The organism is Streptomyces sp. NPDC043861 (assembly GCF_056435905.1).
In genome coordinates this window covers 310,133-334,785 of sequence record NZ_JBWKDP010000006.1, presented here as the reverse complement: position 1 = coordinate 334,785, position 24,653 = coordinate 310,133, and the positions used below count along the sequence as shown (strand labels likewise).

The following is a 24,653-nucleotide window of genomic DNA, read 5'->3' as shown; positions in this document are numbered from 1 at the left end:
GCGAGTGCCGCCCGAGCGCGACGCGTCTGGACGCGAGGCCCGCGCACGGCGCCGAAGGCCGGTCCCCATCCGTGGAGACCGGCCTTCGGCAATTCCTGCCGACGGCGGGCCGTAGGCTTACCGCGGAGTAGATCGGTGGGCCGGGAGGGGCGTCGGGCGTGGATGTGGGCGGTAGGAGCAGCAAGCGGCTGCCGCGTGAGGTGCGGGAGCGGCAGATGCTCGACGCCGCGGTGCGTACGTTCGGGCAGCGCGGCTACCGGGCGGCGTCGATGGACGAGATAGCCGAGCTCGCCGGCGTGTCCAAGCCGCTGGTCTATCTGTACCTGAACTCGAAGGAAGATCTGTTCACGGCGTGCATCCGGCGTGAGTCCGCGGCTCTGATCGCCGCGGTGCAGGCCGCAGTGGATCCGGAGCTGCCGGCGGACCGGCAGTTGTGGGAGGGCCTCACGGCGTTCTTCCGGCACACGACGGACCACCCGGACGCCTGGGCGGTGCTGCACCGTCAGGCACGGACGCACGGGGAGCCGTTCGCCGCGCAGGTCGCCGTGATGAGGGACGAGATCGTGGCGTTCGTGACCATGCTGATCGGGGCTGCGGCCCGGGAGTCGCGCGGTGCCGGGGACCTGGCGGACCGTGATGTCGCCGGGCTTGCGCAGGCCCTGGTGGGCGCGGCGGAGTCACTGGCGGGGTGGGCGAACGACACGCCGGGCGTCACCGCCAAGGAGGCGGCCGTGACGGCGATGAACTTCGCCTGGGAGGGCCTGGGCAATCTGATGACGGGCGAGCGCTGGTCACCCCCCGACCGGTGAGGCGCGCGGGGGTGGTCGTGCCCCCGTCAGTCCGGCCGGCCCCGAGCGAGCCGCCAGTCGTGCAGGACCTCGTCGACGTCGTAGGGTGTCAGCCCGAGCAGCGGCCCCGGGGGCGGGCGGCGCAGGGCCGCGGCGATCTTCTCGTTGATGCAGCCGATGATGCGGCGCACCGCGGCTTCCGAGGGTGCGCGGGCGGCTGCCTCCAGGGCGTCCTCGGCCTCCTTGCGCAGGGCCAGGGACGGCGGCAGGCATGCCAGGCCCTCGTGGTGCATCTTGCCCTTGATCCACCACATCTCGTCATAGGGCTCTCCGCTGTCCGGCAGCGGCTTGCCGAAGCCGGGCAGATCCTTGAAGTCGCCGCGCTCGGTCGCCTCGCGGATCTGCTTGTCGACCCACGACTCGAAACTGACGCCGGGTGGCTTGCGCTCCGTCATGCACTCCAGCGTACGAGGACGGCTCTGACACACTCGAAGTGTGCTGATCAGAGAAGTGAGGGCGGGTGACTGGGACCGGATCTGGCCGATCTGGCAACGGGTCGTGTCCGCCGGGGAGACCTACACCTGGGACCCGGACACCAGTGAGCCGGCCGCGCGTGCTTTGTGGATGGCATCCGCGAACCGGGTCTTCGTGGTGGAGGACGAGGACGGCACGCTGGTCGCGTCGGCGTACCTGCGCCCCAACTACGGCGGCCCGGCCGCGCACATCGCGAACGCGGCGTTCATGGTCGACCCGGACCGGGCGGGCCGGGGGATCGGCCGGCGGCTCGGCGAGCACGTGCTCGAGCAGGCGCGCCGGGACGGCTACACCGGGATGGTCTTCAACGCGGTCGTGGAGACCAACCCGGCCATGAAGCTGTGGGAGTCCCTGGGCTTCCGGACCCTCGGAACGGTCCCGGGAGCCTTCCGGCATCCGGTGCACGGTCCGGTGGGGCTGAACATCCTCTTCCGGGAGCTCTGAGGCTGTCCCGCGTCCTGGTGGACCGGCGCGCGGCGTCAGAGCATGGGGTTTCCCCGGGCCCGCGGAGATCCCGGCACCGGACGCCGCGGGCTTTCCGGCAGACCCTTCCGGTCAGTGCACTGGCGGGCCGGCGGGGTGCGACGCGGCCCTGAGGGGGATCACCTGCGCTTCGGGTCCAGCAGCTGTTCCCGCAGTGCCGTCAGTTGGTGCGAGCACTCCACGGCCCGGGTCTCGTCCAGCGCGGTGAGTGCGAGGAGCAGTACGTCCGCGATCACCAGCCCGGTCAGGGACTCGGCCGTGATGCCGGTCGGGGTGTGGGGTGCCGTGAGAACCGCCTCCACCCGGTCGGCGAAGGCCTCGCCCAGCTCGTCCGTGACGAACACGACCTTGGCGCCCACGGCCCTGGCGCGTTCCACCAGCACGGTGAGCTCGCTGAGCGCCCGCCCCGGCTGGAAGATCACCACTGCGTCGCCCTGTCCGAGGGCGAGCAGCGCATCGGCCAGGGCGAACCCGGTGGCGCCGACGAAGCGGGCCCGGCGGCCGATCCTGCCCAGCGCGAGGGCGAGGTGCCGCGCGGCGAGTTCGGATGCGGCGACGCCGTAGCAGAACACCTCGCGGGCGGGCGCGAGTGCGGCGACGGCCCGGCGCAGTGCCGCGGGCTCGGTGAGTCGTCGGGTGTGCCCGATGCGCTCCTCGGCCTCGTCGAAGACCTCGCCCCAGATGGTGTCCACATCGTTCCCGAGATGGTCGATGCGTTGCTTGAGCCGGACTTCGGGGGCGACCGCGCTGGTGAAGTCCGCCGCGAGTTCGCGCTTGAGTGCGGGCAGTCCGGCGTAGCCGAGCCGCTGGAGGGCGCGGACGACGGTGGCGTTGCTGGTGCCGCTGGCGGTGCCGATCTCCTGGGCGCCGGCGAAGAGCAGCTGCTCGACGGGGGCGCTGGCCAGGTATTGGGCGACCGCACGCTCGCGTGCGGACAGCTGGTCCCACTGGTTGCGCACGGCGGCCCTGAGTCGGGTCACCCCGTCGCCGGGGGCCTCGCCCTCCGCGGCCTCTCCTGGAATTTTCATTACACCCATTGACTTCCGTGTGACCGGCGTTACTCTCCTGGCTAACACATTCCAAACGGAACGCATCCTGAAATCCACGTTACATGACGGGATCGGGGGAGCGCTCCATCGCGAGGAGAAGCATGTCAGCACCCTCCCTTCCCTCCCCCTCCCTTCCTGTGCCGTCTCCCGCGGTCCCCGAGCTGCCGGTCATCGAGATCTCCGGGACCCCCCTCGAGCGCGGCCGCCAGTACGGCGAGGCCGCCCTCCCGCAGATTCATGCCGCCCTCGCCTACTACGAGGCGGCCTTCGGTCAGTCCGCCGGACTGACCTGGGACCGGGTCACGGCCCGTGCCGCCCGGTGGCTCGAGCCGGTGAGCGACTACGCGCCCCACCTCGTCGAGGAGATGCGGGGCATCGCCGAGAGCGCCGGGGTGACCCTGCTCGACGTACTCGCGCTCAACGCCCGCGGTGAGGTGATCTACGACAGGTCCTTCGCAGGTATGAAGGCGGGTGCCGCGGACTCCGAGGACGAGGAGCCGGCCGAGGGCTGCACCTCCTTCGTGGCGTACGGCCCTGCCAGTGGCGACGGACATGTCTACGCCGGCCAGAACTGGGACTGGCGGGCGGGTGTTGCCGACACGGTCGTGATGCTGCGCGTCGTACAGCCCCCCAAGCCCACCCTCATCATGCAGGTCGAGGCTGGACAGGTCGGCCGCCAGGGGGCAAACTCCGCGGGAATCGCCTTCAATGCCAACGGACTCGGCGGACGGTTCGACGACACAGTCGGCCTGCCGCAGACCGTCGTACGCCGCACCGTCCTCGACCAGAACAACATCAGCGACGCCCTCGATGTGCTGTGCCGCGCCCGCGCCCACATCGCCTCCAACGCACTGCTCAGCTGCCGTGAGGGATTCGCCGTCGACCTGGAGACCACCCCCGCCGGTCACGGCTGGCTGTATCCCGTGGACGGACTGCTCGTCCACGGCAACCACTACCAGGCGGGCCTTCCCGGCCCGCTCGCCGCATCGGGCTACCGGCCCATGGCACCCGACTCGCTCGTGCGCGTACCCCGTGCCGAGCAGGGACTGCGCCGGCTTCGTGAATCCACCGGGCCGGACGAATCGCGGAAGATCGTCCGTCAGGCGATGTCCGACCACCTCGGACACCCCGAGTCGCTCTGCACCCACCCCGACCCCCGGCAACCGGTGCTCAAGCACTGGTCGACGCTCGTCTCCTCCTGCGTCGATCTCACGGCCGGGGACTACCACGTGACCGCGGGGACTCCCTGCGACCACGAGTACCAGCACCTCCCCTGGAACCTCTACGACGGCCCGTACGGCGAGAACTGACGGCGAAGAAGGCAGGAGACCCCGCACATGAACCACACCACGAGATCCGCCGTGGCGGGCCTGATGACGGCGGCGGCCGTACTCACCGCCGCAGGATGCAGCGGAGCACCGGACGCGGCGGGCGGCGGCAAGCCAGTCGACATCAGCAAGCTGCGCCTCACCCCCACCACCCCCACGGCCGAAGGCGCCCTGGAGAAGGCGACCTGGCTGCTCGAGGACGAGCCCGACTCGCTCGACCTCGACACCCAGGGCTCCAGCGCGGGCCGCGTCGTCCTCACCAATGTCTGCGAGCGCCTCTACCAGCTCCAGCCGGACATGAGCACCAGACCGTTCCTCGCCGAGAAGGCCACCGCCCCCGACGCGAAGACGCTCGTCCTGACCGTCCGTGACGGCGTCACCTTCCACGACGGCACGCCGCTGACCGCCGACGACGTCCTGTGGAGTCTGCAACGGCACGCAGACCCGGACATGGAGCAGGGAGACGAGTTCGTCAACGTCGCGGGGATGCGGAAGACCGGGGCCCGGGAGATCACCGTCTCCTTCAAGGAGCCCGACGCCCTGTTCACCAAGGCGCTCGCCGGCGACGCCGGAATCGTCTGGAACAAGGAACAGGTGACCCGCGCCGGCAAGGACTTCGGCACCCCCGGGCAGGGCGACGCCTGCTCGGGCCCCTACCGGCTCACCGAATGGAAGTCCGGTGAATCGATCACCATCGAGGCGTACGACAAGTACTGGGGCAAGAAGCCCCTCACCCGAAAGCTCGTCTTCCGCTGGGCGGCCGACAGCGCCCTGGTCAATGCGCTGACCACCGGTGCCGCCGACGGGGCCTACGCCGAGTCCACGAACACCGCTGCCGCGCTGAAGGGCAAGCCCGGCCTCGAACAGCACTACGGGCCGTCGACGGCGGCCCTCGTCCTGATACCGACCGAGCGCGGCGGCTTGAGGGATCCACGGATCCGCCGTGCGCTCTCGCTGACCCTCGACCGTGCGGGCATCGCGAAGTCCGGCTACGGCGGGCTCGTCCAGCCCTGGGGAGCACCGGTCGGATCCGGCGCGTGGGGTTACCAGAAGCCGGTGTTCGACGCCGCCCAACAGGCGATCGCGGAAGCCCCCGCCAGTCCCTCGGACGACGACGTCGAAGCGGCGAAGGCCCTGGTGAAGGAAGCCGGAGCACCCCAGAAGCCGATCGTCGTCGGCACTGACGCCACCCAGGGCCGCTCGGTCGTCGCCAACGCGGTCCGCGCCGCTCTGCTGCGCATCGGCCTCAAGTGCCGGATCGAGACCGTGCCGACCGCGCAGTTCGAGGAGTTCTACAGCGACTCGAAGGCCCGCACGGAGATCGATCTGCTCGTGGGCGACTGGTACATCTCCAAGGCCGACCCCATCGGCTTCTACGACAACGCCCTCACCGGCTCGTCCAACAACTGGGTCGGCTTCGCGGACCCCGAGTACGACGCCACGGTCAGGAAGGCGCTGGCCACCCTCGACGACGCGGACCGCGCCGAGCTCGTCGTCGCGGCCCAGAAGAGGTTCACGGACTCGGCCGTGTGGATCTCCGTCGCCCAGGTGCCGTCCGTGCTGGTGCTGGGATCCGAACTGACCGGCCCGCCCGCCTCGATGGCCTACCTGTACTACCCGTGGGCGGCCGATCTCGGCAAGAAGAGTGCGGAGTAGGAGAACCCCATGCTCGCCCGGACCCTCAGGCGGCTCGCGGGACTCCTCGCCACGCTCCTCGCCGCCTCGTTCGTCATCTTCGCCGCCGTCTACGCGGCACCCGGTGACCCGGCCGTCTTTCTCGCCGGTGGCCGGGACAAGCTCACCCCCGAGAAGCTGGAGCTGGTGCGCGCCCAGTACCACCTGGACGAGCCCCTGGTCGTCCAGTACGGCCGGTGGCTGTGGGACTGCGCCCATCTCGACCTGGGCCGCTCGTTCAAGTACAGCGACCAGGTCGCCGATCTGCTCGCCGCCCGCCTCCCCACAACCCTCGCACTCGTCGCGTACGCAACCGTCCTCTTCGTCGTCCTCGGTGTCGGCGCCGGAGTGCTCGCCGCCGTCCGGCGCGGTACGTGGGCCGACTCGGCCGTCGTCGGCGGAACGACGCTGGCCGCCTCCGTGCCGTCGTTCGTGTCGGCGATCGCCCTCGTCGCCGTCTTCGGGGTGCAGCTCCGCTGGTTCCCGGTCACGGGCAGCGGCGAGGGCCTGGCCGGGACGCTGCACCATCTCACCCTGCCCGCCCTGTCGCTGGCCCTCGGCGCGCTCGCGCTGATCAGCAGGGTGACCCGGCAGGCCATGGTGGACGCGGGCACCGCGGACCATGTGGCGGTCGCGCGGTCGGCCGGTGTGCCGGAGCGGCAGATCCTGCGGCGGCACATCCTGCGCAATGCGCTCGGCCCCATCGTCACCATGTGCGGGCTCGTGATGGCCGGGATGCTGGCCGGGACCGTGGTCGCGGAGACCGCCTTCGGGATCAGCGGCATCGGTTCGCTTCTCGTCGGTGCGATCAACACCCACGACTTCCCGGTCGCCCAGGCCGTGCTGCTGCTCATGGTCACCGGATACATCGTGGTGACCACCGCGGTGGACCTGGTCCACCCGCTGCTCGATCCGCGGGTGAAGGAGGCGGTGGCATGACTGCGCTCCCCCTCGTGCCCGTGGCCACCCCGCGACGTCCCCTGGGCGTCCGGATCGCCGGCGGCTTCCTCGGGCTCGTCGTCCTGGCCGCGGTACTTGCGCCGCTGATCGCGCCGCACGCACCCGACGCGATCGATCTGTCCGCCCCGCTGGCCGGCACCACGGCCACGCATCCCCTCGGCACGGATTCCTCCGGACAGGACCTGCTCTCCCGGGTGCTGTACGGAGCCCGTACGAGCCTCATCGCGCCGCTCCTGCTCCTGGCGATCGCGGGGGCCGCGGGTGTCACCCTCGGGACGGTGGCCGCCTGGCGCGGTGGCTGGGCGGACACCCTGATCTCCCGGGTCACGGACGTGATGTACGCGTTCCCCGGGCTGCTCTTCACCGTTCTGATCATCGCGGTGACCGGGCCGGGGATCACCACCTCCGTGCTCGCGCTGGGGCTGGCCTTCACCCCGACCGTTGCCAAGTACACCCGGTCGGTCGCCCTCGCCGAGCGGCGCAAACCGTACATCGACGCCTACCTGGTGCAGGGGATGGGCGGGGCCCGGATCTGTGCGCTGCACCTCGTGCCGAACCTGGCGCGCTCGATCACCGGATACCTGGTGGTGCTGTTCGGCGAGGCGCTGATGTCGCTGGCAACGCTGTCCTATCTCGGCTTCGGTGCCCAGCCGCCCAGCTCCGACTGGGGGCTGATGGTCCAGGAAGGGCAGGCGGCGGTCGTCCAGGGCGCGCTGCTCCCGGCGCTCGTCCCGGGGACCGCGATCGCGGCCGTCGTCGTGTCCTTCAATGTCGTCGGGGTCCGGGCCGCCGACCGACTCGGCTCCCGGAGGTGAGGGCCATGCTCCTCGACATCGAGAATCTGACCCTGCGGCTGCCGGGTGCGGCGCGCCCGCTGCTGGCGGAGGTGTCCCTGCGGGTGGCGGCCGGGGAGGTCGTCGGGCTCGTCGGCGAGTCGGGCTCCGGCAAGTCGACCACCGCGAAGGCCGCGCTCCGGTTGTTCCCGCAGGCCGCGGCGGTGTCCGGTGCCGTGCGGGTGGCCGGTGAGGATGTTCTCGCCCTGTCCGGGGAAGCGCTGCGAGCGCACCGGGCGGGCCGGGTCGCGATGATCCACCAGGACCCCCGCTCGGCGCTCAATCCGGTGCGGCGGATCGGGGACTTCCTCACCGAGCGGGGCGCCACGCCCCGAAGGGCGCAGGAACTTCTCGCGGCCGTCGGGCTGTCCGATCCCGGGCGCCGGCTGCGTCAGCGCCCGCACGAGCTCTCCGGCGGCATGCTCCAGCGCGTGGTCATCGCTGGCGCGCTGGCCGCCGAGCCACGGCTGCTGCTCGCGGACGAGGCGACGAGCGCGCTGGACGTCACGACACAGGCGGAGATCCTGGCGCTGCTCAGGACCCTGCGGGACGAGCGGGACCTCGGCCTGCTCTTCATCACCCATGATCTGCATCTGGCGGCGGCGTACTGCGACCGGGTGTACGTGATGTACGCCGGCCGGGTCGTCGAGGAGCGCCGTGCGGATCTGCTCTTCGGCGATCCCCGCCACCCGTACACACGCGGTCTGCTGGCCTGCTCCCCGGGTCTGCGGGAGGAGGCCCGTGTCCTGCTGCCGATCCCGGGCCGTCCGCCCTCCCTCTCGGACGCCTTCCCCGGCTGCGAGTTCGCTCCGCGGTGCGGTGCCGCGGATGCGGCCTGCACCTCGTGGCGCCCGGAGCCGGTGGCGCTCGGTGAGGGCACGGCGGCCTGCCGGCTGCTCGCCCGCACGGCCGGGGTTCCGGACGTGTCCGACGTGGCTGCGGTTCCGGCCGCCGAAGGGAGCACCCGATGAACGGGGCGCTGCTGGTCGCGGACGGCCTGCGCAAGTCGTACACGCTGCCCCGCGGCGGGAGTCTGGTCGCCGCCGACGGGATCTCGTTCGCCGTCGGGGCGGGCGGGTCGCTGGGAATCGTGGGGGAGTCCGGCTCGGGCAAGACGACCGTCGCACGGATGCTCGTGGGGCTCGTGCGGCCCGACGGCGGGACGGTGACCGTCGGGGGGCGCGTCCGGGGCGCGAAGGCGTCCCGGGGGCGGCGTGCCCGGCTGGCTCGGGCGCGGGAGGTGCAGATGGTGTTCCAGGACCCGTATGTCTCGCTCGATCCCCGGCTCACCTCCCGGCGGTGTCTGACCACCGCGCTGCGGCTGCACGGCCGTGACGAGGCCCTGGCCGAGGGGCTGCTGGAGCGGGTCGGGCTCGGTGCCCGGGAGGCCGGTGCGCGCCCGCACGAGCTGTCCGGCGGGCAGCGGCAGCGCCTCGCCATCGCGAGGGCACTCGCCGTGGACCCGAGGATCCTGGTGCTGGACGAGGCCGTCGCCGCGCTCGATGTGTCGATCCAGGCGCAGATCCTGCAACTGCTCGGCGAGATCCGCCGTGACACGGGTGTGGCGCTGGTCTTCGTGAGCCACGATCTGGCGGTGGTCCGGCACATCACCGACGAGGTGCTCGTGATGCGCCGCGGGGCCGTCGTGGAGCAGGGCCCGACCGCCGCCGTCCTGGCGGAACCGGAGCATCCGTACACGCGACGGCTGCTGGCCTCGGTGCCCGGCCCGGGCTGGGACCCGGCCGCGGTGCCCGCCTGAGCAGGCCCGCGCAAGGGCAGGAGCCCTGCCCCCGTACGAATGTACGGGGGCAGGGCTCCTTGGGTACTGCTAAGTCGTGCGCGATCGCCGACCCTGGGCTGGTTAGGCCGGGGTGACGTTCTCCGCCTGCGGGCCCTTCGGACCCTGGGTGACGTCGAAGTTCACGACCTGGTTCTCCTCGAGGGAGCGGAAGCCGGTCGCGTTGATCGCGGAGTAGTGGACGAAGACATCCGGGCCGCCGCCGTCCTGGGCGATGAAGCCGAAGCCCTTTTCAGCGTTGAACCACTTGACGGTTCCGGTAGCCATAAGCCCTCCTTGGGCCAAAGGGTTGCCCTGCTCCAGAACCTGCAAACAAGTCTGAAAACTACAAAAGCCTGCGGGTCACATGCTCCGCAGGCTCTGTACTGCAAGGGAAACCAAACTGCAACTTGCGTTGAGCCTAGCACGCAGGGTGTTCGGATGGGTAGAGGGAAAGATCACGTCACCCGGACGTTTGATGCAGGCTTGACATGCTGACGATCGTGCGGGCGCGCCCCGGCCATTCGTGCCGCCGACCAGAGGTCTAGCCTCACGATGTGGACAGTCATGCAGAACCCGCGGGACGTGCGGAACCGGGCGGTAGCACCGGCCCCACCGACGTCCGTCGCAGCCGGCCGCGTGTCGGTCACATCCAGTTCCTGAACTGCCTGCCCCTCTACTGGGGCCTGGCCCGCACCGGGACCCTGCTCGATCTGGAGCTCACCAAGGACACCCCGGAGAAGCTCTCCGAGCAGCTGGTGCGCGGTGACCTGGACATCGGCCCCATCACCCTCGTCGAGTACCTCCGCAACGCGGACGGCCTCGTCGCTTTTCCCGATCTCGCGGTCGGCTGCGACGGGCCCGTCATGTCGTGCGTGATCGTGTCGCAGCTGCCGCTGGAACGGCTGGACGGTGCGCGCGTCGCCCTCGGCTCCACCTCGCGCACCTCGGTACGGCTCGCCCAGCTGCTCCTGGCCGAGCAGTACGGTGTGTCGCCGCACTACTACAGCTGCCCGCCCGATCTCGGCGTGATGATGCAGGAGGCGGAGGCGGCGGTGCTGATCGGCGACGCGGCGCTGCGCGCCTCGCTGCACGACGCGCCGCGCCTCGGCCTGCAGGTCCATGACCTGGGCCAGATGTGGAAGGACTGGACCGGGCTGCCGTTCGTCTTCGCCGTGTGGGCGGCCCGCAAGGACTATCTGGCGCGCGAGCCGGGTGTGGTGCGGAAGGTGCACGAGGCGTTCCTGGCCTCGCGTGATCTGTCCCTCGAGGAGGTCGAGAAGGTCGCCGAGCAGGCATCACGCTGGGAGACCTTCGACGCGGAGCTGCTCAAGCGGTACTTCACGACGCTGGACTTCCGGTTCGGGGCCGAGCAGCTCGCGGGGGTGCGGGAGTTCGCACGGCGTACGGGTCCGACGACCGGGTTCCCGGCGGACGTGCGCGTCGAGCTGCTCGGCGCCTGACGGCCCGGGCACATGGCCCGACCTGCATCGTCAGGAGGCGGGGATGGGTGCCTGCATATGCTTGCTGATCCACTCGATCGAGCCGTCCCCCATGCCCTGGACATAGGTCCTGGCGTTGTGCTCGCCGTCCTGGATGACCTGCAGGCGGGTCTTGACCGGGCCCTTGGTGTAGTCGCGTATGAAGGACTTGACCTTCTTCACGCCGGATTCCCTGGTGCCGATCTGGAATGCCAGATAGACGCCGTTGTCCTTGGTGTCCGGCTCGGCCCCGAGGGTCCTGGCCAGTTTCTCGGGGTTGTTCGCCTGTTGTTCGGAGGGGTGTCCCGCCCACAGCGGGGAGTCGGGCACGATGTCCGGGCCGGAGGCGATGACCGCCTTGAACCTGTCGGGGTGTTTGAGTACGGACTTGAGTCCGACGAAGGCGCCCGATGAAGACCCCATGAACGCCCAGCCGTCACGGGATTTGAAGGTGCGGAAATTGGCCTTGACGAAATCGGGAACGTCCTCGGTCATCCAGGTGCCCATTCTCGGCTGCCCCGGAATATCGCTGCCGTCGTAGTAATACTTGTCGTCCGGGTTGAGGACGGGCATCACGACGATGAACGGAAGGCTCTTGCCTTCCCTGGACCACCGGCTGATGCTGCTCTGCAGCTTCAGATCGGTGCCCATCCAGTAATTGTTCGGGTAACCGTTGCCCCCGGGGAGCGCGATCAGCACGGGGAAACCACTGTGCGCGTACTTCGGATCGAAGTACTGCTCAGGTGCCCAGACCCAGACCTTGCCGGTGAAGCCGGACTTCTTGCCCTCCAGGGTGGTGACGCCGATCTTGGTGCCGTCGTCGATCGTGTTCTGGGTGGTGAACTCGGCCTTCGGGCCGGTCGGCATGAGGGACTTGGCAGCAGCCTCGGCCGCCTTGGTGTCCGCCGCCGGACCGGCCGCCGCCCCGGGTGAGGGAGCCTGGGCCGCCGGGCCGTCGAAGGAGACCGGCTCCCCTTCGCCCGAGCAGCCCGAGGCGAGGGCGACGGAACCGAGGGCGACGGCGGCCATGAGGACCTTGGGCAGGCGCGAGCGATGGCGATTCATGACGGTCTCCGAATGCTTTGCTGTGCTTTGCAGTTCTCTGCGGTGATTCCGGGGGAGGCGCGCGATTTACGCCCAGAGAGAGGGGACGCGGGGCCGATCGGTTGGCCCGGGGCGGGACCCAATCCCGGTGATCCGGCCCACGCCGCGCTCTACGCTGTCGGGGACGGACATCGAGGAGTCGGGGGGATCTCATGCAGCCGCTGGAAGCGGGTGAGCCGACGGCCATCGGTGCGTACCGGCTGCTCGGCCGGCTCGGCGCAGGCGGCATGGGGCGGGTGTACCTGGCGCGTTCGGAGGGCGGCCGCACCGTCGCCGTCAAGGTCGTCCATCCGCACTTCGCGCTCGACGAGCAGTTCCGGGCGCGGTTCCGGCGTGAGGTGGTCGCGGCACGGCGGGTGGGCGGTGCATGGACCGCACCGGTGCTGGACGCGGACCCGGACGCGCCGGTCCCGTGGGTGGCGACGGGCTATGTGGCCGGGCCGTCCCTGGGCCAGGCCGTCACGGAGCACGGCCCGCTGCCGGAGCACACCGTACGGACGCTTGGCGCGGGACTCGCGGAAGCGCTGGCGGCCGTGCACGCACTGGACCTGGTCCACCGGGACGTCAAGCCGTCGAACGTGCTGCTCGCACTCGACGGCCCCCGCCTCATCGACTTCGGCATCGCCCGTGCGACCGACGGCACCGCCTCGCTCACCACGACCGGCGTGTCCGTCGGCTCACCCGGCTACATGGCGCCCGAGCAGATCGTCGGCAAGGACGGGGTGACGGGCGCAGCCGACGTCTTCTCGCTCGGCGCCGTCCTCGCCTACGCAGCCAACGGAGCTGCGCCCTTCCCGGGCGACTCATCGGCGGCGCTGCTCTACAAGGTGGTCCATGAGGAGCCCGAACTGGGTGCCCTCACGGGGGAGCTGCGCGTCCTCGTCGCCGCCTGCCTGGCCAAGGACCCGTCCGCGCGGCCCTCGCCCGAGGACCTGGTCCGCCAGCTCGCCCCGGGCGCCGGCGCCGGCGCGCTCGTGGCCGCGGGCTGGCTGCCCGGCCCGCTGGTGGAGCAGGTCAGCCGGACGGCGGTCCGGCTCCTCGACCTGGAGCCGGCCCGGCAGGACCCGGAGGTGTCCGGTCCCGTGCCGTTCACCAGACAGGCGATGGGGGTGTTCGGTCCGAGGATCGACCCGCCGGCCGACCGGCCGCGGCCGCTGTCCGGGGCACCGCTGCAGTCGGCATTCGTGCCCCCCGCGACTCCGCCGCCCACGTCGCCGCCGTTCGCGGCCCATGCGAGCGGGGCCCCGCAGACGGCCGGGGCCCTCGGCACCGAGGCCGGGAAACCCGGCCGTCTTTCCCTGTCGGTGACCACGAGTACGGAACGTGACCGCTCCGGTGGCGCCCGCAGGATCAGCTGTACGGTCGCCCTCGCCGTGGCGGGTGCTCTGGCCGTGGTGACCGTGGGCGCGGGCGTTCTCTTCGACCTCCTTCCGGGTGGTGGCGGCGACCTCAAGGACTCGGCGGCCGAACCACCCGCGTCGTCGGCGTCCAGCAAGCCGGCGGACGGCGGGTCGGGCCCGGCGAAGGACGTGCCCAAGTCCTTCCTCGGTACCTGGGAGGGAGCGATCACGGCCTCCGGTCTGCCCGCCGGCACGATGAAGGTGACCATCCAACCCGGCCGTACCGGCGAGCGGATCGGCACGGCCGAACAGACCGACATCCTCGGGAACTTCATCTGCGAGGACCTGCTCACCGCCACCAGCGCCGACGAGCGGACCCTGGTCGTCGACGCGAAGCGTGGCCCTCGGAGCACGGGTGTGTGCTCCGAGGGCACGACGGGCATCCGCCTCGAACTGAGCGGGAACACCCTGCGCTACGTCTCCCATGACGCCCGCGCGGGCAACCCGGCCGGTGATCTGGCCAGGAGCGGCGGATGACCGTGCAACCGTGACGGCGTGCCCGGATCCGCCCACCCGCGGGACGGATCCGCCCCGCGCGGGCGCTCGTCACCGGTGCGACGAGCGGGACGCCGGGCGCGTGACCCCGGAGGGCTCACGCCGAGGCCGCGCGGCGGGTCCGGCGCAGGTGCGCCGCGCGAGGAGGACCTGGGGGCCCGCCGACGCCTCCGACCGGCGGGGCCGAGGGTGCGTCGGTATCCGCTCTCGGGGCTGTCGTAGGCTGGTCCGGCCCGCGCAACGCCCCGAAACACCGCCGAAAGGTGACTCCCGGTGACCCAGAAGGCCGACCAACAGTGCGTCCTGGACCGTGCCGCCGAGGGCGGGCGGATCACCCCCGAGGAGGCGCTCGACCTCTACCGGTCCGCGCCGCTGCACGCGCTGGGCGCCGCTGCCGATGCTGTACGCCGCCGGCGTTACGCCGGTACGGAGCACATTGCGACGTACATCATCGAGCGCAACATCAACTACACCAACGTCTGTGTCACGGCCTGCAAGTTCTGCGCCTTCTACGCGCCGCCGAAGGACACCGCCAAGGGCTGGACTCGCGACCTCGACGACATCCTGCGGCGCTGCGCCGAGACCGTCGAGCTGGGCGGCACCCAGATCATGTTCCAGGGCGGCCACCACCCCGACTACGGCGTCGAGTACTACGAGAAGCATTTCGCCGCCATCAAGAACGCCTTCCCGCAGCTGGTGATCCACTCCCTCGGCGCCTCCGAGGTCGAGCACATGGCCCGGATCTCCGGTGTCTCCGTCGAGGAGGCCATCTCGCGTATCCACGCCGCCGGTCTGGACTCCTTCGCGGGCGCCGGTGCCGAGTTGCTGCCCGAGCGGCCGCGCAAGGCGATCGCGCCGCTGAAGGAGTCCGGCGAGCGCTGGCTGGAGATCATGGAGACCGCGCACCGGATGGGCGTCGAGTCGACGTCCACGATGCTGATGGGTACCGGCGAGACCAACGCCGAGCGCATCGAGCACATGCGCATGATCCGCGATGTGCAGGACCGGACGGGCGGCTTCCGGGCCTTCATCCCGTACACCTACCAGCCCGAGAACAACCACCTCAAGGGCCGTACGCAGGCCACGATCTTCGAATACCTGCGGATGATCGCCATTGCGCGGCTCTTCTTCGACAACGTCGCCCACATCCAGGGCTCGTGGCTGACCACCGGCAAGGAGATCGGCCAGCTGTCGCTCCACTACGGCGCCGACGACCTGGGTTCGATCATGCTGGAGGAGAACGTCGTCTCCTCGGCCGGCGCGAAGCACCGCTCCAACCGCCTGGAGATCATCGACCTGATCCGCAAGTCGGGCCGCGTCCCGGCGCAGCGGACGACGACGTACGAGCACATCGTCGTCCACGACGACCCGGCGAACGACCCGGTCGACGAGCGCGTGGCCTCGCACATCTCCTCGACGGCGATCGAGGGCGGCACGGCGCATCCCGAGCTCAAGCTGCTGAACGCCAACTGACGTCGTCGTGCCGACGATCCATGCCGCGGGTCTGCTGCTGCCCGGCGGCGGCCTGGAGGCCGTGCCGGGCGGTGCGGTCGCCGTCCAGGGCCGCGAGATCGCGGCTGTCGGCCCGTACGAGCGGCTGGCCGCCGCATATCCGCAGGCACGGGTGAGGTGGTGGCCCGGTGTGCTCACACCGGGCCTGGTCAATGTCCACGGTCCCGAACTGCTGGAGCAGGCCTACCACCCCGATCCGCGCGAGGCGGACGAGCTCGGCACCGAGCCGCTGACGGGCGCAGCGCTCGCGGCGCTGGACATGACCGACGCCCGCTGGGGTGCGAGCGCCCGGCGCGGTGTGCAGCGGATGCTCGCCCACGGCACGGTTGCGGTGGCCGGGACCTTGCGGCGGCACACGGTCGTGGACGCCGTTGCCCGCGCGGGGCTGACGGTGGAGGAGAGGTTCACGGATCCGCCGGGCCCGCCGTCACTGGACCCGTTCGAAGGCCGGCCGGCGACGGAGGCGTTCCAGCTGCCGCCGCTCGCGTACGAGGGCAGGGACGCGACGTTCGCCGTCTTCGACGTGCCGGTCGACGAACCGCCTGTGAGCACACTGCGCACCCAGGGCGCCGCCGCCTGCGTCGCGACCGTCCTCGCAGGGCGGTTGGTGTACCGGGCGCGCTGACGGCGCTCCGTTCCGGCGCCGTGGCGGACGTACGCGGCCGGAACCGGCTGGGTACCGGCGCCCCCTTTCGGGCTCGCCCTCGTCGTGCTGCGCGGCTCCCTGTCGCGGCGCCGACCGGGTCGGGGGCGGTCCTCGGGGGCGTGCTGCTTGAATGGGGAGCGTGATCCGAGCCTCCCTGGACAAGCAGCCGCACGAAGTCGCCTCCATGTTCGACGACGTGGCGGCGAACTACGACCTCACCAATGACGTGCTCTCGCTCGGCCAGGACCGGCGCTGGCGCAAGGAGGTCGCCAAGGCGGTCGACGCGCGCCCCGCGCAGAAGGTCCTCGACCTCGCTGCCGGTACCGGCACGTCCTCGCTGCCGTTCACCCGCACCGGCGCGTACGTCGTGCCGTGCGACTTCTCCCTCGGGATGCTGAGCGAGGGAAAGAAGCGGCATCCGTGGCTGCCGCTGACCGCGGGCGACGCCACGAAGCTGCCGTTCCGGGACGGCGTCTTCGACGCCGTGACGATCTCCTTCGGGCTGCGCAACGTGCAGGACACCGATCAGGCGCTGCGCGAGCTGTACCGGGTGACCAAGCCGGGTGGGCGCGTCGTGATCTGCGAGTTCTCGCATCCGACGTGGGCGCCGCTGCGCACCGTGTACGAGGAGTACCTGATGCGGGCCCTGCCGCCGGTGGCCCGTGCGGTGTCCTCGAACCCGGACGCGTACGTCTATCTCGCCGAGTCGATCCAGTCCTGGCCCGAACAGGCGGAGCTCGCCCGTCTGCTGCAGAAGGCCGGCTGGACGAAGGTGGCGTGGCGAAATCTGAGCGGTGGCATCGTCGCACTGCACCGCGGCACCAAGCCGCAGTAGGCCCCAGGACCAGGACCGGGTCGGCCCCATGGACTACCAGGCACTGCTGGAGCGCATCGCGGAGGATGTGGCGCCGCTCGTCGGCAGCGGCACTCCCGCCGAGTACATCCCCGCCCTCGCGTCGGTCGATCCCGGCCGCTTCGGCATGGCCGTCGCGGACCTCGACGGCAAGGTGTACGGGACCGGCGACTGGGAGCACCCGTTCTCCGCCCAGTCCGTCACCAAGGTCTTCGCCCTCGCCCTCGCCCTCTCCCTCGGCGGCGACGAACTCTGGGAGCGGGTGGGCCGCGAACCATCGGGCAACCCGTTCAACTCGCTCGTCCAGCTGGAGTACGAGAACGGCATCCCGCGCAATCCCTTCATCAACGCGGGCGCGCTGGTCGTCACCGACCGGCTGCAGACGCTCACCGGCGACGCGAGCAGTGAGCTCCTGGAGTTCCTGCGCGCGGAGAGCGGGAATCCGGATCTGTCCTTCGCCCAGGAGGTCGCCGCCTCCGAGTCGGAGCACGGCGACCGCAACGCCGCCCTGGCCCACTTCATGGCCTCGTACGGCAATATCGCCAACCCCGTGCCGATACTGCTCGACCACTACTTCTGGCAGTGCTCGATCGAGATGAGCTGTGCCGATCTCGCCCTGGCGGCCCGCTTCCTGGCCCGTCACGGGCTGCGCGCCGACGGCTCCCGGCTGCTGACCCGCAGCGAGGCGAAGCAGGTCAACGCCGTGATGCTCACATGCGGTACGTACGACGCGGCCGGGGAGTTCGCCTACCGGGTCGGGCTGCCCGGCAAGAGCGGAGTGGGCGGCGGGATCGTCGCCGTCGTGCCCGGCCGCTGCACGCTGTGCGTGTGGAGTCCCGGGCTCGACCGGCGGGGCAACTCGGTGGCGGGCGTGGCGGCCCTGGACCGTTTCACGACCCTGACCGGGCTCTCGGTCTTCTGACCGCCTACGGAAGGGCGCTCTGCAGCTCGAGCCTGAAGCAGTAGCCCGTCCGCCGGGAGACCGGTGTCGTGAAGGTCTCGGCCAGCTCCATGCCGAGCCGCCGGGTCACGGCGATCGACCGCTCGTTCTCCGCCGCCACCATGGCGACCACGCTCGACACCCCCGTCGCCCGTACCCGCTCCAGCGCCATCCGGGCGGCGGCCGTCGCGTAGCCCTGTCCCCAGGCCCTGCGGGCCAGCCGCCAGCCGATCTCGATCTCGCCCACCGGGCCCCACGCGTGCGGCCACGGCTGCGCGCCGGTGAAGCCGATGACGTCACCGTCCGTGTCCAGCATCGTCCAGAAGCAGAAGCCGCGCTCCGCGTCGTGTCTGCGCTGACGGGCCGTCAGTTCCTCGTAGGCGGAGAGTTCCGCGGGCGCACCGCCGTGGAACTGCATGACCTCCGGGTCCGCGAAGATCCGGTGCCAGGCCAGGGCGTCCTCGTCGGTGGGCACACGCAACTGCACGACAGGCGCGACGGGAAGCGTTTCGCTCATGGGACAGCCCTTCGGTTCGTGGATCGGTACGCCCCCATAGACTGCACATGTCCAGTGCCTTCAAGCACGCGAAATCGAGTCTTCGGGAGACCACGCCGTGACCGAGAGCCTCTCCGAGCACACCGCAGATGTGATCGTCGTCGGCGCGGGCCCGGCCGGTTCCACGACCGCGTACCACCTGGCCAAGGCGGGACTGGACGTCCTCCTCCTGGAGAAGACCGCGTTCCCGCGCGAGAAGGTCTGCGGTGACGGGCTCACTCCCCGTGCCACCAAGCAGCTCGTCGCCATGGGCATCGACATCTCCGAAGAGGCGGGCTGGCTGCGCAACAAGGGCCTGCGGATCATCGGCGGCGGGGTACGGCTGCAGTTGGACTGGCCGGAGCTCGCGAGCTACCCCGACTACGGACTCGTGCGCAAGCGTGACGACTTCGACGAGCAGCTGGCGCGGCAGGCACAGAAGGCTGGCGCTCGGCTGTACGAGCGCTGCAATGTCGGCGAGCCGGTCATCGACGGCCGCACGGGCCGTATCACCGGCGTGCACGCCAAGCTGGGCGAGGAGAAGACCCCCGTCACCTTCCACGCCCCGCTGGTGGTCGCCGCCGACGGCAACTCCTCGCGGATCTCGCTCGCGATGGGACTGCACCGCCGCGAGGACCGCCCGATGGGCGTCGCGGTCCGCACGTACTTCACGAGCCCCCGCCACGACGACGACTACCTGGAGTCCTGGCTCGAGCTGTGGGACCGCCGCGGCCCCGGCGAGGACCGGCTGCTGCCGGGCTACGGCTGGATCTTCGGCATGGGCGACGGCACGTCCAACGTGGGTCTCGGCGTGCTCAACACCTCCGCCTCCTTCAAGGAGCTGGACTGGCGAGAGGTCCTCAAGGCCTGGTGCGCGTCGATGCCCGAGGACTGGGGGTACGTCCCCGAGAACATGACGGGGCCGATCCGCGGCGCCGCCCTGCCGATGGCCTTCAACCGGCAGCCCCACTACACCCGCGGTCTGCTGCTCGTCGGCGACGCGGGCGGCCTGGTCAATCCGTTCAACGGCGAGGGCATCGCCTACGCCATGGAATCCGGGCAGATCGCCGCCGAAGTCATCGTCCAGGCCCACGCCCGGGCCACGCCCGCCCAGCGCGAACTCGTCCTACACAACTACCCGAAGGTCCTCAAGGACACCTACGGCGGCTACTACACGCTGGGCCGTGCCTTCGTGAAGCTCATCGGCAACCCGAAGGTCATGAAGATCGCGACCCAGCGCGGACTGACCCACCCGGTGCTGATGAAGTTCACGCTGAAGATGCTCGCCAACCTCACGGACCCGAAGGGCGGCGACGCCATGGACCGCATCATCAACGGTCTTTCGAAGGTGGCCCCGAAGTCCTGATCCCGGGGCTCCTCGGCGACACCCGGACGCAGGCAACGGAAGGGCCGCGGCTCCCCATCGGGAGCCGCGGCCCTTCCGTATGCCTATGTATCGAATGCCCGTTTCGGGGCGTAGGGGCAGCCGTGCGTCAGAGTACGCGGACCGCACCGCTCGCGGGGTAGCCCGACAGGTCCTGGATCACTACGCCCTTGCTGGGGTTGGCGGCGTCGAGGTACTGGCCGTCGCCGATGTAGACGCCCACGTGGTAGGCCGAGCCGGCGCCGCCCCAGTAGAGGATGTCGCCGACCTGGACGTTGTCCAGGGAGACCGGGGTGCCGGCCACCGACTGGTCCTGGGAGACGCGCGGGAGGTCCACGCCGACCTGACGGTACGCGGCCTGGACGAGGCTGGAGCAGTCCCAGGCGTTGGGGCCGGTGGCGCCCATGACGTAGGCGTCGCCGAGCTGTGCCTTGAGGAAGGCGATGACGGTGCCGACGGAGCCGGAGGGGGTGGAGGAGTCGCTCTTGGACGAGCCGGAAGCGGAGAGGGTGGTGCGCTCGGAGGTGCGCGAGGCACGCTCCGACTCGGCACGGGCGGCCTCTTCGGCCTTCTTCTCGGCCTCGGCCTTGCGGACGGCCTCGTCCTTGGCCTTCTTGGCGGCCTTGGCTGCCTTGGCGGCGGCCGCGTCCTCCTGGGTCTTCAGCTGGGCGTCCAGGGCCGCCTGCTGGGTCGCCTCGGCCGAGAGGGCCACGGCGCTGGCGAGTGCCGGGGTCTCGAGAGTGAGCGCGGGCATCTCGATGGTCTCGGTCACCGGCTCGGCGTTCGCCGGTCCGGCGCTACCGGCCACTGCGATAGTGCTGAGGACGCCACCGGCAACTCCGGCCCGGAGCGCGAGCTTCGAGGCGCTCTGCGGGCGGGGCTTCCGGTGGCTTCGTATGTGAGCGGTGTGGGACATGAGGACAACCGGTATCAAGGACCGCCGGTTCCCTTCAAGAAACGTGTGTTGCGCCACAGTTACGTTCGGAATCTCGTAATCCGCTTTCCTGGGACCTTTATTGACGCCGTAACGGGCAAAACGGGCATCCATGATCAGGGCTGTGATCATGGACTTTCAGCAAAAGGTCCGTATTGCCCGCCGCTTACCACCCCTTCACACCGATGGCCAAGCCCTGAATTCCGGTGCCCGTGCGGGAGTGGTACAGGTCACAGAAAGGTCACCGCCCGCCGCCCTTCGGGGGCGCTTCGGGGGGTGGGGGCCGGAAGGTCGCCCCGGAGGTGTCCCGGCGGTCGCGGGGAGTGGGCCCCGCGGGGTGGTCGTGGAGCGGTTCGCCGGGGGCCGGGCGCGTGTCATGCACGGGTCGGTTGCTCGTGAACGGATGCACGCGTCCACTTCCGTACCCGGGGCCCCTCGCTTGAGTGACAGGCACCCCCTACCACCCTGTCCGGCCACTCGCGAATTTGCGTGTATGTGGCACTCCTGGTATTGACCGCACGCCCCTGACCAGCGGTAACGCACCGAAGAGTGACCTCTTGTAGTCGCTCGTGCGCTTCGTGTGCAAGATCACCGCTCATCCGACTTCATGATCCTTCGTCAGGTGGTGGAGATCACAAAGACGTTGTCGTACCCCGTGTCGCAGATCACAGACCGGCAGGCATAGGATGCGGAGCAGTCGGGCTTGTGAACTGCCTCACATATGCACGATCTTCGAGGTGGCGACGGATGCCCGGCGGTGCGGTCCAACGGTCAAGGACGACTGGAAGGAGCGAGGAGCGTGAATGCTTACGCGCCCATCCTCGTGCTCGGCGCCCTAGGGGCAGGCTTTGCGATCTTCTCCGTGGTCATGGCCACGCTCATCGGCCCGAAGCGCTACAACCGGGCGAAGCTCGAGGCCTATGAATGCGGTATCGAGCCGACGCCGACGCCGGCCGGAGGGGGCCGCTTCCCCATCAAGTACTACCTGACGGCGATGCTCTTCATCATTTTCGATATCGAGATCGTCTTCCTCTATCCCTGGGCCGTCACCTTCGACGCCCTGGGGATCTTCGGGCTCGTGGAGATGCTGCTCTTCGTGCTCACCGTCTTCGTCGCCTACGCGTACGTCTGGCGGCGCGGCGGCCTGGAATGGGACTGAGGGGCTGAGGAGCACACCAATGGGACTCGAAGAGAAACTTCCGAGCGGCTTCCTGCTGACCACCGTCGAACAGGCCGCGGGTTGGGTGCGCAAGGCATCCGTCTTCCCCGCCACCTTCGGCCTGGCCTGCTGCGCCATCGAGATGATGACGACCGGCGCGGGCAGGTACGACCTGGCCCGCTTCGGCATGGAGGTCTTCCGCGGTTCCCCGCGGCAGGCGGACCTGATGATCGTCGCCGGACGGGTGAGTCAGAAGATGGCGCCGGTCCTGCGCCAGGTGTACGACCAGATGCCCAACCCCAAGTGGGTGATCTCCATGGGGGTTTGCGCATCGTCGGGTGGAATGTTCAACAATTACGCGATTGTGCAGGGCGTTGACCACATTGTTCCTGTTGACATCTATTTGCCGGGCTGTCCCCCGCGCCCGGAGATGCTGATGGACGCGATTCTCAAGCTCCACCAGAAGATCCAGAGCTCCAAGCTCGGTGTGAACGCGGAGGAAGCGGCCCGCGAGGCGGAGGAAGCCGCTCTCAAGGCGCTCCCGACGATCGAGATGAAGGGGCTGCTCCGGTGAGCGACGCACGTGCGGCCGCCGGGCCGCGGACCATGACCGAAGCCGCACCTCTGCGCAGCGCGGGCGGAGAAGGGTGCACACCCCGTACGCCCTGCGGGCGTGGGGGGACCCCCACCCGGGCGTCGGTTCCGGGGAAGACCAAGGGGAGGCAGCGATGACCGACCAGCCGAACCCCGAGAAGGAACTCAGCGAGCAGAACCTGCCCGGTCAGCGCGGTGAGCACGGGGAGGAGATCCGCGTCCAGCGCGGCATGTTCGGCGCCAACAACGGCGGCGACACCTCCGGCTACGGCGGACTCGTACGATCCGTCCGGTTGCCCGGCGCGGCCACCCGCCCCTACGGCGGCTGGTTCGACGAGGTCGCCGACGAGCTCGAGGGCGCCCTGGAGGAGCAGGACCTTCTCCCCGAGAGCGCGATCGAGAAGACCGTCGTCGACCGTGGCGAGCTCACCTTCCACATTGCGCGCGAGCACATCGTCCGGGTCGCCAGGACGCTGCGCGACGACCCGGCGCTGCGCTTCGAGCTCTGCACGGGTGTCAGCGGGGTCCACTACCCCGGCGACAAGGGCCGCGAGCTGCACGCCGTCTACCATCTGCGCTCGATCACGCACGGCCGGCTGATCCGCCTGGAGGTCAGCGCCCCGGACACGGACGCCCACGTCCCGTCCCTCGTCGAGGTCTATCCGACCAACGACTGGCACGAGCGCGAGGCGTACGACTTCTTCGGCCTGGTCTTCGACGGCCACCCCGCCCTCACCCGGATCATGATGCCGGACGACTGGCAGGGCTTCCCGCAGCGCAAGGACTACCCCCTCGGCGGTATCCCCGTCGAGTACAAGGGCGCCCAGATCCCGGCTCCGGACCAGCGGAGGTCGTACTCGTGACCACCTCATCTGCAAGCGCACGCGAAACCACCGAGGGGACTGTATATACAGTCACCGGCGGCGACTGGGACGAGGTCGCACAGACCGCGGCCAAGGCCGACGACGAGCGCATCGTCGTCAACATGGGGCCCCAGCACCCGTCCACCCACGGCGTGCTCCGCCTCATCCTGGAGATCGACGGCGAGACCGTCACCGAGGCCCGCTGCGGCATCGGCTATCTCCACACGGGCATCGAGAAGAACCTCGAGTACCGCACCTGGACGCAGGGCACCACCTTCGTCACGCGCATGGACTACCTGACGCCCTTCTTCAACGAGACGGCGTACTGCCTCGCGGTCGAGAAGCTGCTCGGCATCGAGGACCAGATCCCGGACCGGGCCTCGGTCATCCGGGTGCTGCTCATGGAGCTGAACCGGCTCTCCTCCCACCTGGTGTGCATCGCCACGGGAGGCATGGAGCTCGGCGCCACCACGATCATGATCTACGGATTCCGTGATCGTGAACTCATTCTCGACATCTACGAACTCATCACCGGTCTGCGGATGAACCACGCGTACATCCGTCCCGGTGGCCTCGCCCAGGACCTGCCTCCGGGCTCCGTGGACCAGATCCGCGAGTTCGTGAAGAAGATGAAGAGGAACCTTCCCGAGTACGACAAGCTCGCCACCGGGAACCCGATCTTCAAGGGCCGCATGCAGGGCATCGGCTATCTCGACCTGGCCGGATGCATGGCGCTCGGCGCGACGGGGCCGATCCTGCGCTCCACCGGCCTGCCGCACGACCTGCGCAAGACCGATCCCTACTGCGGATACGAGAACTACGAGTTCGACGTGCCGACCGCCGACACGTGCGACTCGTACGGCCGCTTCCTGATCCGTCTGGAGGAGATGCGCCAGTCGCTGCGGATCGTCGAGCAGTGCCTCGACCGGCTCGCACCCGGCCCGGTCATGGTCGCCGACAAGAAGATCGCCTGGCCCGCGCAGCTCGCGCTCGGCCCGGACGGTCTCGGCAACTCCCTCGACCACATCAAGAAGATCATGGGCACCTCCATGGAGGCCCTGATCCACCACTTCAAGCTGGTGACCGAGGGCTTCCGGGTCCCGGCCGGACAGGCGTACGCGGCCGTCGAGTCGCCCAAGGGCGAACTAGGTGTCCATGTCGTCTCCGACGGCGGCACCCGCCCCTACCGGGTCCACTTCCGTGACCCGTCGTTCACCAATCTGCAGTCCATGGCGGCGATGTGCGAGGGCGGCCAGGTCGCCGACGTGATCGTCGCCGTGGCATCCATCGACCCCGTGATGGGAGGCGTCGACCGGTGACTGACGTC

The 24,653-nt window shown here is 70.0% G+C and carries 25 protein-coding genes; 19 read left to right on the top strand and 6 right to left on the bottom strand.

Annotated elements, in window-relative coordinates; translation table 11 throughout:
- The first annotated feature begins 164 nt into the window (after positions 1-164).
- A complete protein-coding gene (locus tag AC068D_RS17330) occupies positions 165-809 on the top strand; it encodes a TetR/AcrR family transcriptional regulator (RefSeq protein ID WP_478823926.1) in 645 nt (214 codons plus the stop codon).
- Between the two features lie 26 nt (positions 810-835).
- Here the strand turns inward: AC068D_RS17330 and AC068D_RS17325 are convergent, their stop codons facing one another.
- Entirely contained in the window at positions 836-1,243 is a 408-nt protein-coding gene (locus AC068D_RS17325; RefSeq protein WP_478823852.1) for a DnaJ family domain-containing protein, read from the bottom strand.
- A gap of 40 nt (positions 1,244-1,283) precedes the next feature.
- Here AC068D_RS17325 and AC068D_RS17320 point away from each other — a divergent pair, with 40 nt between their 5' ends.
- On the top strand, positions 1,284-1,766 hold the full coding sequence (locus AC068D_RS17320; protein WP_478823851.1) for an N-acetyltransferase family protein: 483 nt from the start codon (positions 1,284-1,286) through the stop codon (positions 1,764-1,766).
- 158 nt (positions 1,767-1,924) lie between these two features.
- Here the strand turns inward: AC068D_RS17320 and AC068D_RS17315 are convergent, their stop codons facing one another.
- Positions 1,925-2,842, bottom strand: coding sequence for a MurR/RpiR family transcriptional regulator (locus tag AC068D_RS17315; protein ID WP_478823850.1), 918 nt, complete (start codon positions 2,840-2,842; stop codon positions 1,925-1,927).
- Between the two features lie 113 nt (positions 2,843-2,955).
- Between AC068D_RS17315 and AC068D_RS17310 the strand changes: the two genes are divergently transcribed.
- From AC068D_RS17310 to AC068D_RS17285, 6 genes are read left to right on the top strand one after another with little or no spacing between them, the layout of a single operon-like run.
- Complete coding sequence (locus AC068D_RS17310) at positions 2,956-4,164, top strand: C45 family autoproteolytic acyltransferase/hydolase (RefSeq protein WP_478823849.1); 1,209 nt, start codon at positions 2,956-2,958, stop codon at positions 4,162-4,164.
- A gap of 27 nt (positions 4,165-4,191) precedes the next feature.
- The gene (locus tag AC068D_RS17305; protein ID WP_478823848.1) at positions 4,192-5,838 is read left to right on the top strand and encodes an ABC transporter substrate-binding protein; all 1,647 of its coding nucleotides are present in this window, start codon (positions 4,192-4,194) and stop codon (positions 5,836-5,838) included.
- A 9-nt stretch (positions 5,839-5,847) separates the two neighbouring features.
- A complete protein-coding gene (locus AC068D_RS17300; RefSeq protein WP_478823847.1) occupies positions 5,848-6,795 on the top strand; it encodes an ABC transporter permease in 948 nt (315 codons plus the stop codon).
- Positions 6,792-7,631, top strand: coding sequence for an ABC transporter permease (locus tag AC068D_RS17295; protein WP_478823846.1), 840 nt, complete (start codon positions 6,792-6,794; stop codon positions 7,629-7,631). The genes AC068D_RS17300 and AC068D_RS17295 overlap by 4 nt, the downstream gene beginning before the upstream one ends.
- A gap of 5 nt (positions 7,632-7,636) precedes the next feature.
- Positions 7,637-8,620 carry an ABC transporter ATP-binding protein gene (locus AC068D_RS17290; protein ID WP_478823845.1) on the top strand — a complete coding sequence of 328 codons (984 nt, stop codon included), beginning with the start codon at positions 7,637-7,639 and terminating at the stop codon, positions 8,618-8,620.
- Positions 8,617-9,408, top strand: coding sequence for an ABC transporter ATP-binding protein (locus AC068D_RS17285; protein ID WP_478823844.1), 792 nt, complete (start codon positions 8,617-8,619; stop codon positions 9,406-9,408). Before AC068D_RS17290 ends, AC068D_RS17285 begins: the two co-directional genes overlap by 4 nt.
- A gap of 102 nt (positions 9,409-9,510) precedes the next feature.
- Here the strand turns inward: AC068D_RS17285 and AC068D_RS17280 are convergent, their stop codons facing one another.
- A complete protein-coding gene (locus tag AC068D_RS17280; protein WP_017948713.1) occupies positions 9,511-9,714 on the bottom strand; it encodes a cold-shock protein in 204 nt (67 codons plus the stop codon).
- Between the two features lie 269 nt (positions 9,715-9,983).
- Here AC068D_RS17280 and AC068D_RS17275 point away from each other — a divergent pair, with 269 nt between their 5' ends.
- A complete protein-coding gene (locus AC068D_RS17275; protein WP_478823843.1) occupies positions 9,984-10,889 on the top strand; it encodes a menaquinone biosynthetic enzyme MqnA/MqnD family protein in 906 nt (301 codons plus the stop codon).
- A gap of 30 nt (positions 10,890-10,919) precedes the next feature.
- Here the strand turns inward: AC068D_RS17275 and AC068D_RS17270 are convergent, their stop codons facing one another.
- On the bottom strand, positions 10,920-11,972 hold the full coding sequence (locus AC068D_RS17270) for an alpha/beta hydrolase (protein WP_478823842.1): 1,053 nt from the start codon (positions 11,970-11,972) through the stop codon (positions 10,920-10,922).
- Between the two features lie 191 nt (positions 11,973-12,163).
- Between AC068D_RS17270 and AC068D_RS17265 the strand changes: the two genes are divergently transcribed.
- The 5 genes from AC068D_RS17265 to AC068D_RS17245 all read left to right on the top strand — a co-directional run bounded on the left by AC068D_RS17265 (position 12,164) and on the right by AC068D_RS17245 (position 17,839).
- Complete coding sequence (locus tag AC068D_RS17265; RefSeq protein ID WP_478823841.1) at positions 12,164-13,888, top strand: serine/threonine-protein kinase; 1,725 nt, start codon at positions 12,164-12,166, stop codon at positions 13,886-13,888.
- A 291-nt stretch (positions 13,889-14,179) separates the two neighbouring features.
- Positions 14,180-15,379 (top strand): cyclic dehypoxanthinyl futalosine synthase, encoded by a 1,200-nt coding sequence (mqnC, locus tag AC068D_RS17260; protein ID WP_478823840.1) that lies wholly within the window; start codon positions 14,180-14,182, stop codon positions 15,377-15,379.
- A 7-nt stretch (positions 15,380-15,386) separates the two neighbouring features.
- The gene (locus AC068D_RS17255) at positions 15,387-16,043 is read left to right on the top strand and encodes an amidohydrolase family protein (protein ID WP_478823839.1); all 657 of its coding nucleotides are present in this window, start codon (positions 15,387-15,389) and stop codon (positions 16,041-16,043) included.
- Positions 16,044-16,203: 160 nt separating this feature from the next.
- Positions 16,204-16,899, top strand: a complete 696-nt coding sequence (locus tag AC068D_RS17250) for a demethylmenaquinone methyltransferase (protein ID WP_478823838.1) — start codon at positions 16,204-16,206, stop codon at positions 16,897-16,899.
- A gap of 28 nt (positions 16,900-16,927) precedes the next feature.
- Positions 16,928-17,839, top strand: a complete 912-nt coding sequence (locus AC068D_RS17245; protein ID WP_478823837.1) for a glutaminase — start codon at positions 16,928-16,930, stop codon at positions 17,837-17,839.
- A gap of 4 nt (positions 17,840-17,843) precedes the next feature.
- Here AC068D_RS17245 and AC068D_RS17240 read toward each other — a convergent pair whose 3' ends face one another.
- Entirely contained in the window at positions 17,844-18,374 is a 531-nt protein-coding gene (locus AC068D_RS17240) for a GNAT family N-acetyltransferase (protein WP_478823836.1), read from the bottom strand.
- 97 nt (positions 18,375-18,471) lie between these two features.
- On the opposite strand from AC068D_RS17240, the gene AC068D_RS17235 reads away from it, so the two are divergent.
- Complete coding sequence (locus tag AC068D_RS17235; protein WP_478823835.1) at positions 18,472-19,758, top strand: geranylgeranyl reductase family protein; 1,287 nt, start codon at positions 18,472-18,474, stop codon at positions 19,756-19,758.
- 127 nt (positions 19,759-19,885) lie between these two features.
- On the opposite strand, the gene AC068D_RS17230 is transcribed toward AC068D_RS17235, so the two are convergent.
- Positions 19,886-20,692, bottom strand: coding sequence for a C40 family peptidase (locus tag AC068D_RS17230; RefSeq protein WP_478823834.1), 807 nt, complete (start codon positions 20,690-20,692; stop codon positions 19,886-19,888).
- Between the two features lie 817 nt (positions 20,693-21,509).
- Between AC068D_RS17230 and AC068D_RS17225 the strand changes: the two genes are divergently transcribed.
- The 4 genes from AC068D_RS17225 (at position 21,510) to AC068D_RS17210 (ending at position 24,645) form a co-directional block, all read left to right on the top strand.
- Positions 21,510-21,869, top strand: coding sequence for an NADH-quinone oxidoreductase subunit A (locus tag AC068D_RS17225; RefSeq protein ID WP_003974383.1), 360 nt, complete (start codon positions 21,510-21,512; stop codon positions 21,867-21,869).
- Between the two features lie 19 nt (positions 21,870-21,888).
- On the top strand, positions 21,889-22,443 hold the full coding sequence (locus AC068D_RS17220; protein ID WP_007383964.1) for a NuoB/complex I 20 kDa subunit family protein: 555 nt from the start codon (positions 21,889-21,891) through the stop codon (positions 22,441-22,443).
- 154 nt (positions 22,444-22,597) lie between these two features.
- On the top strand, positions 22,598-23,326 hold the full coding sequence (locus AC068D_RS17215) for an NADH-quinone oxidoreductase subunit C (RefSeq protein WP_478823833.1): 729 nt from the start codon (positions 22,598-22,600) through the stop codon (positions 23,324-23,326).
- Positions 23,323-24,645, top strand: a complete 1,323-nt coding sequence (locus AC068D_RS17210; protein ID WP_478823832.1) for an NADH-quinone oxidoreductase subunit D — start codon at positions 23,323-23,325, stop codon at positions 24,643-24,645. The genes AC068D_RS17215 and AC068D_RS17210 overlap by 4 nt, the downstream gene beginning before the upstream one ends.
- Positions 24,646-24,653 lie beyond the last annotated feature (8 nt).

What these genes read in the sequence shown, in the direction of transcription:
- AC068D_RS17215 (WP_478823833.1), top strand. Translation starts at nt 22,598, where the DNA reads ATGACCGACCAGCCGAACCCCGAGAAGGAACTCAGCGAGCAGAACCTG.
- AC068D_RS17310 (WP_478823849.1), top strand. Translation starts at nt 2,956, where the DNA reads ATGTCAGCACCCTCCCTTCCCTCCCCCTCCCTTCCTGTGCCGTCTCCC.
- AC068D_RS17270 (WP_478823842.1), bottom strand. Translation starts at nt 11,972, where the DNA reads ATGAATCGCCATCGCTCGCGCCTGCCCAAGGTCCTCATGGCCGCCGTC.
- AC068D_RS17290 (WP_478823845.1), top strand. Translation starts at nt 7,637, where the DNA reads ATGCTCCTCGACATCGAGAATCTGACCCTGCGGCTGCCGGGTGCGGCG.
- AC068D_RS17240 (WP_478823836.1), bottom strand. Translation starts at nt 18,374, where the DNA reads ATGAGCGAAACGCTTCCCGTCGCGCCTGTCGTGCAGTTGCGTGTGCCC.
- AC068D_RS17230 (WP_478823834.1), bottom strand. Translation starts at nt 20,692, where the DNA reads ATGTCCCACACCGCTCACATACGAAGCCACCGGAAGCCCCGCCCGCAG.
- AC068D_RS17285 (WP_478823844.1), top strand. Translation starts at nt 8,617, where the DNA reads ATGAACGGGGCGCTGCTGGTCGCGGACGGCCTGCGCAAGTCGTACACG.
- AC068D_RS17280 (WP_017948713.1), bottom strand. Translation starts at nt 9,714, where the DNA reads ATGGCTACCGGAACCGTCAAGTGGTTCAACGCTGAAAAGGGCTTCGGC.
- AC068D_RS17315 (WP_478823850.1), bottom strand. Translation starts at nt 2,842, where the DNA reads ATGGGTGTAATGAAAATTCCAGGAGAGGCCGCGGAGGGCGAGGCCCCC.
- AC068D_RS17220 (WP_007383964.1), top strand. Translation starts at nt 21,889, where the DNA reads ATGGGACTCGAAGAGAAACTTCCGAGCGGCTTCCTGCTGACCACCGTC.
- AC068D_RS17265 (WP_478823841.1), top strand. Translation starts at nt 12,164, where the DNA reads ATGCAGCCGCTGGAAGCGGGTGAGCCGACGGCCATCGGTGCGTACCGG.
- AC068D_RS17325 (WP_478823852.1), bottom strand. Translation starts at nt 1,243, where the DNA reads ATGACGGAGCGCAAGCCACCCGGCGTCAGTTTCGAGTCGTGGGTCGAC.
- AC068D_RS17295 (WP_478823846.1), top strand. Translation starts at nt 6,792, where the DNA reads ATGACTGCGCTCCCCCTCGTGCCCGTGGCCACCCCGCGACGTCCCCTG.
- AC068D_RS17245 (WP_478823837.1), top strand. Translation starts at nt 16,928, where the DNA reads ATGGACTACCAGGCACTGCTGGAGCGCATCGCGGAGGATGTGGCGCCG.
- AC068D_RS17300 (WP_478823847.1), top strand. Translation starts at nt 5,848, where the DNA reads ATGCTCGCCCGGACCCTCAGGCGGCTCGCGGGACTCCTCGCCACGCTC.
- AC068D_RS17305 (WP_478823848.1), top strand. Translation starts at nt 4,192, where the DNA reads ATGAACCACACCACGAGATCCGCCGTGGCGGGCCTGATGACGGCGGCG.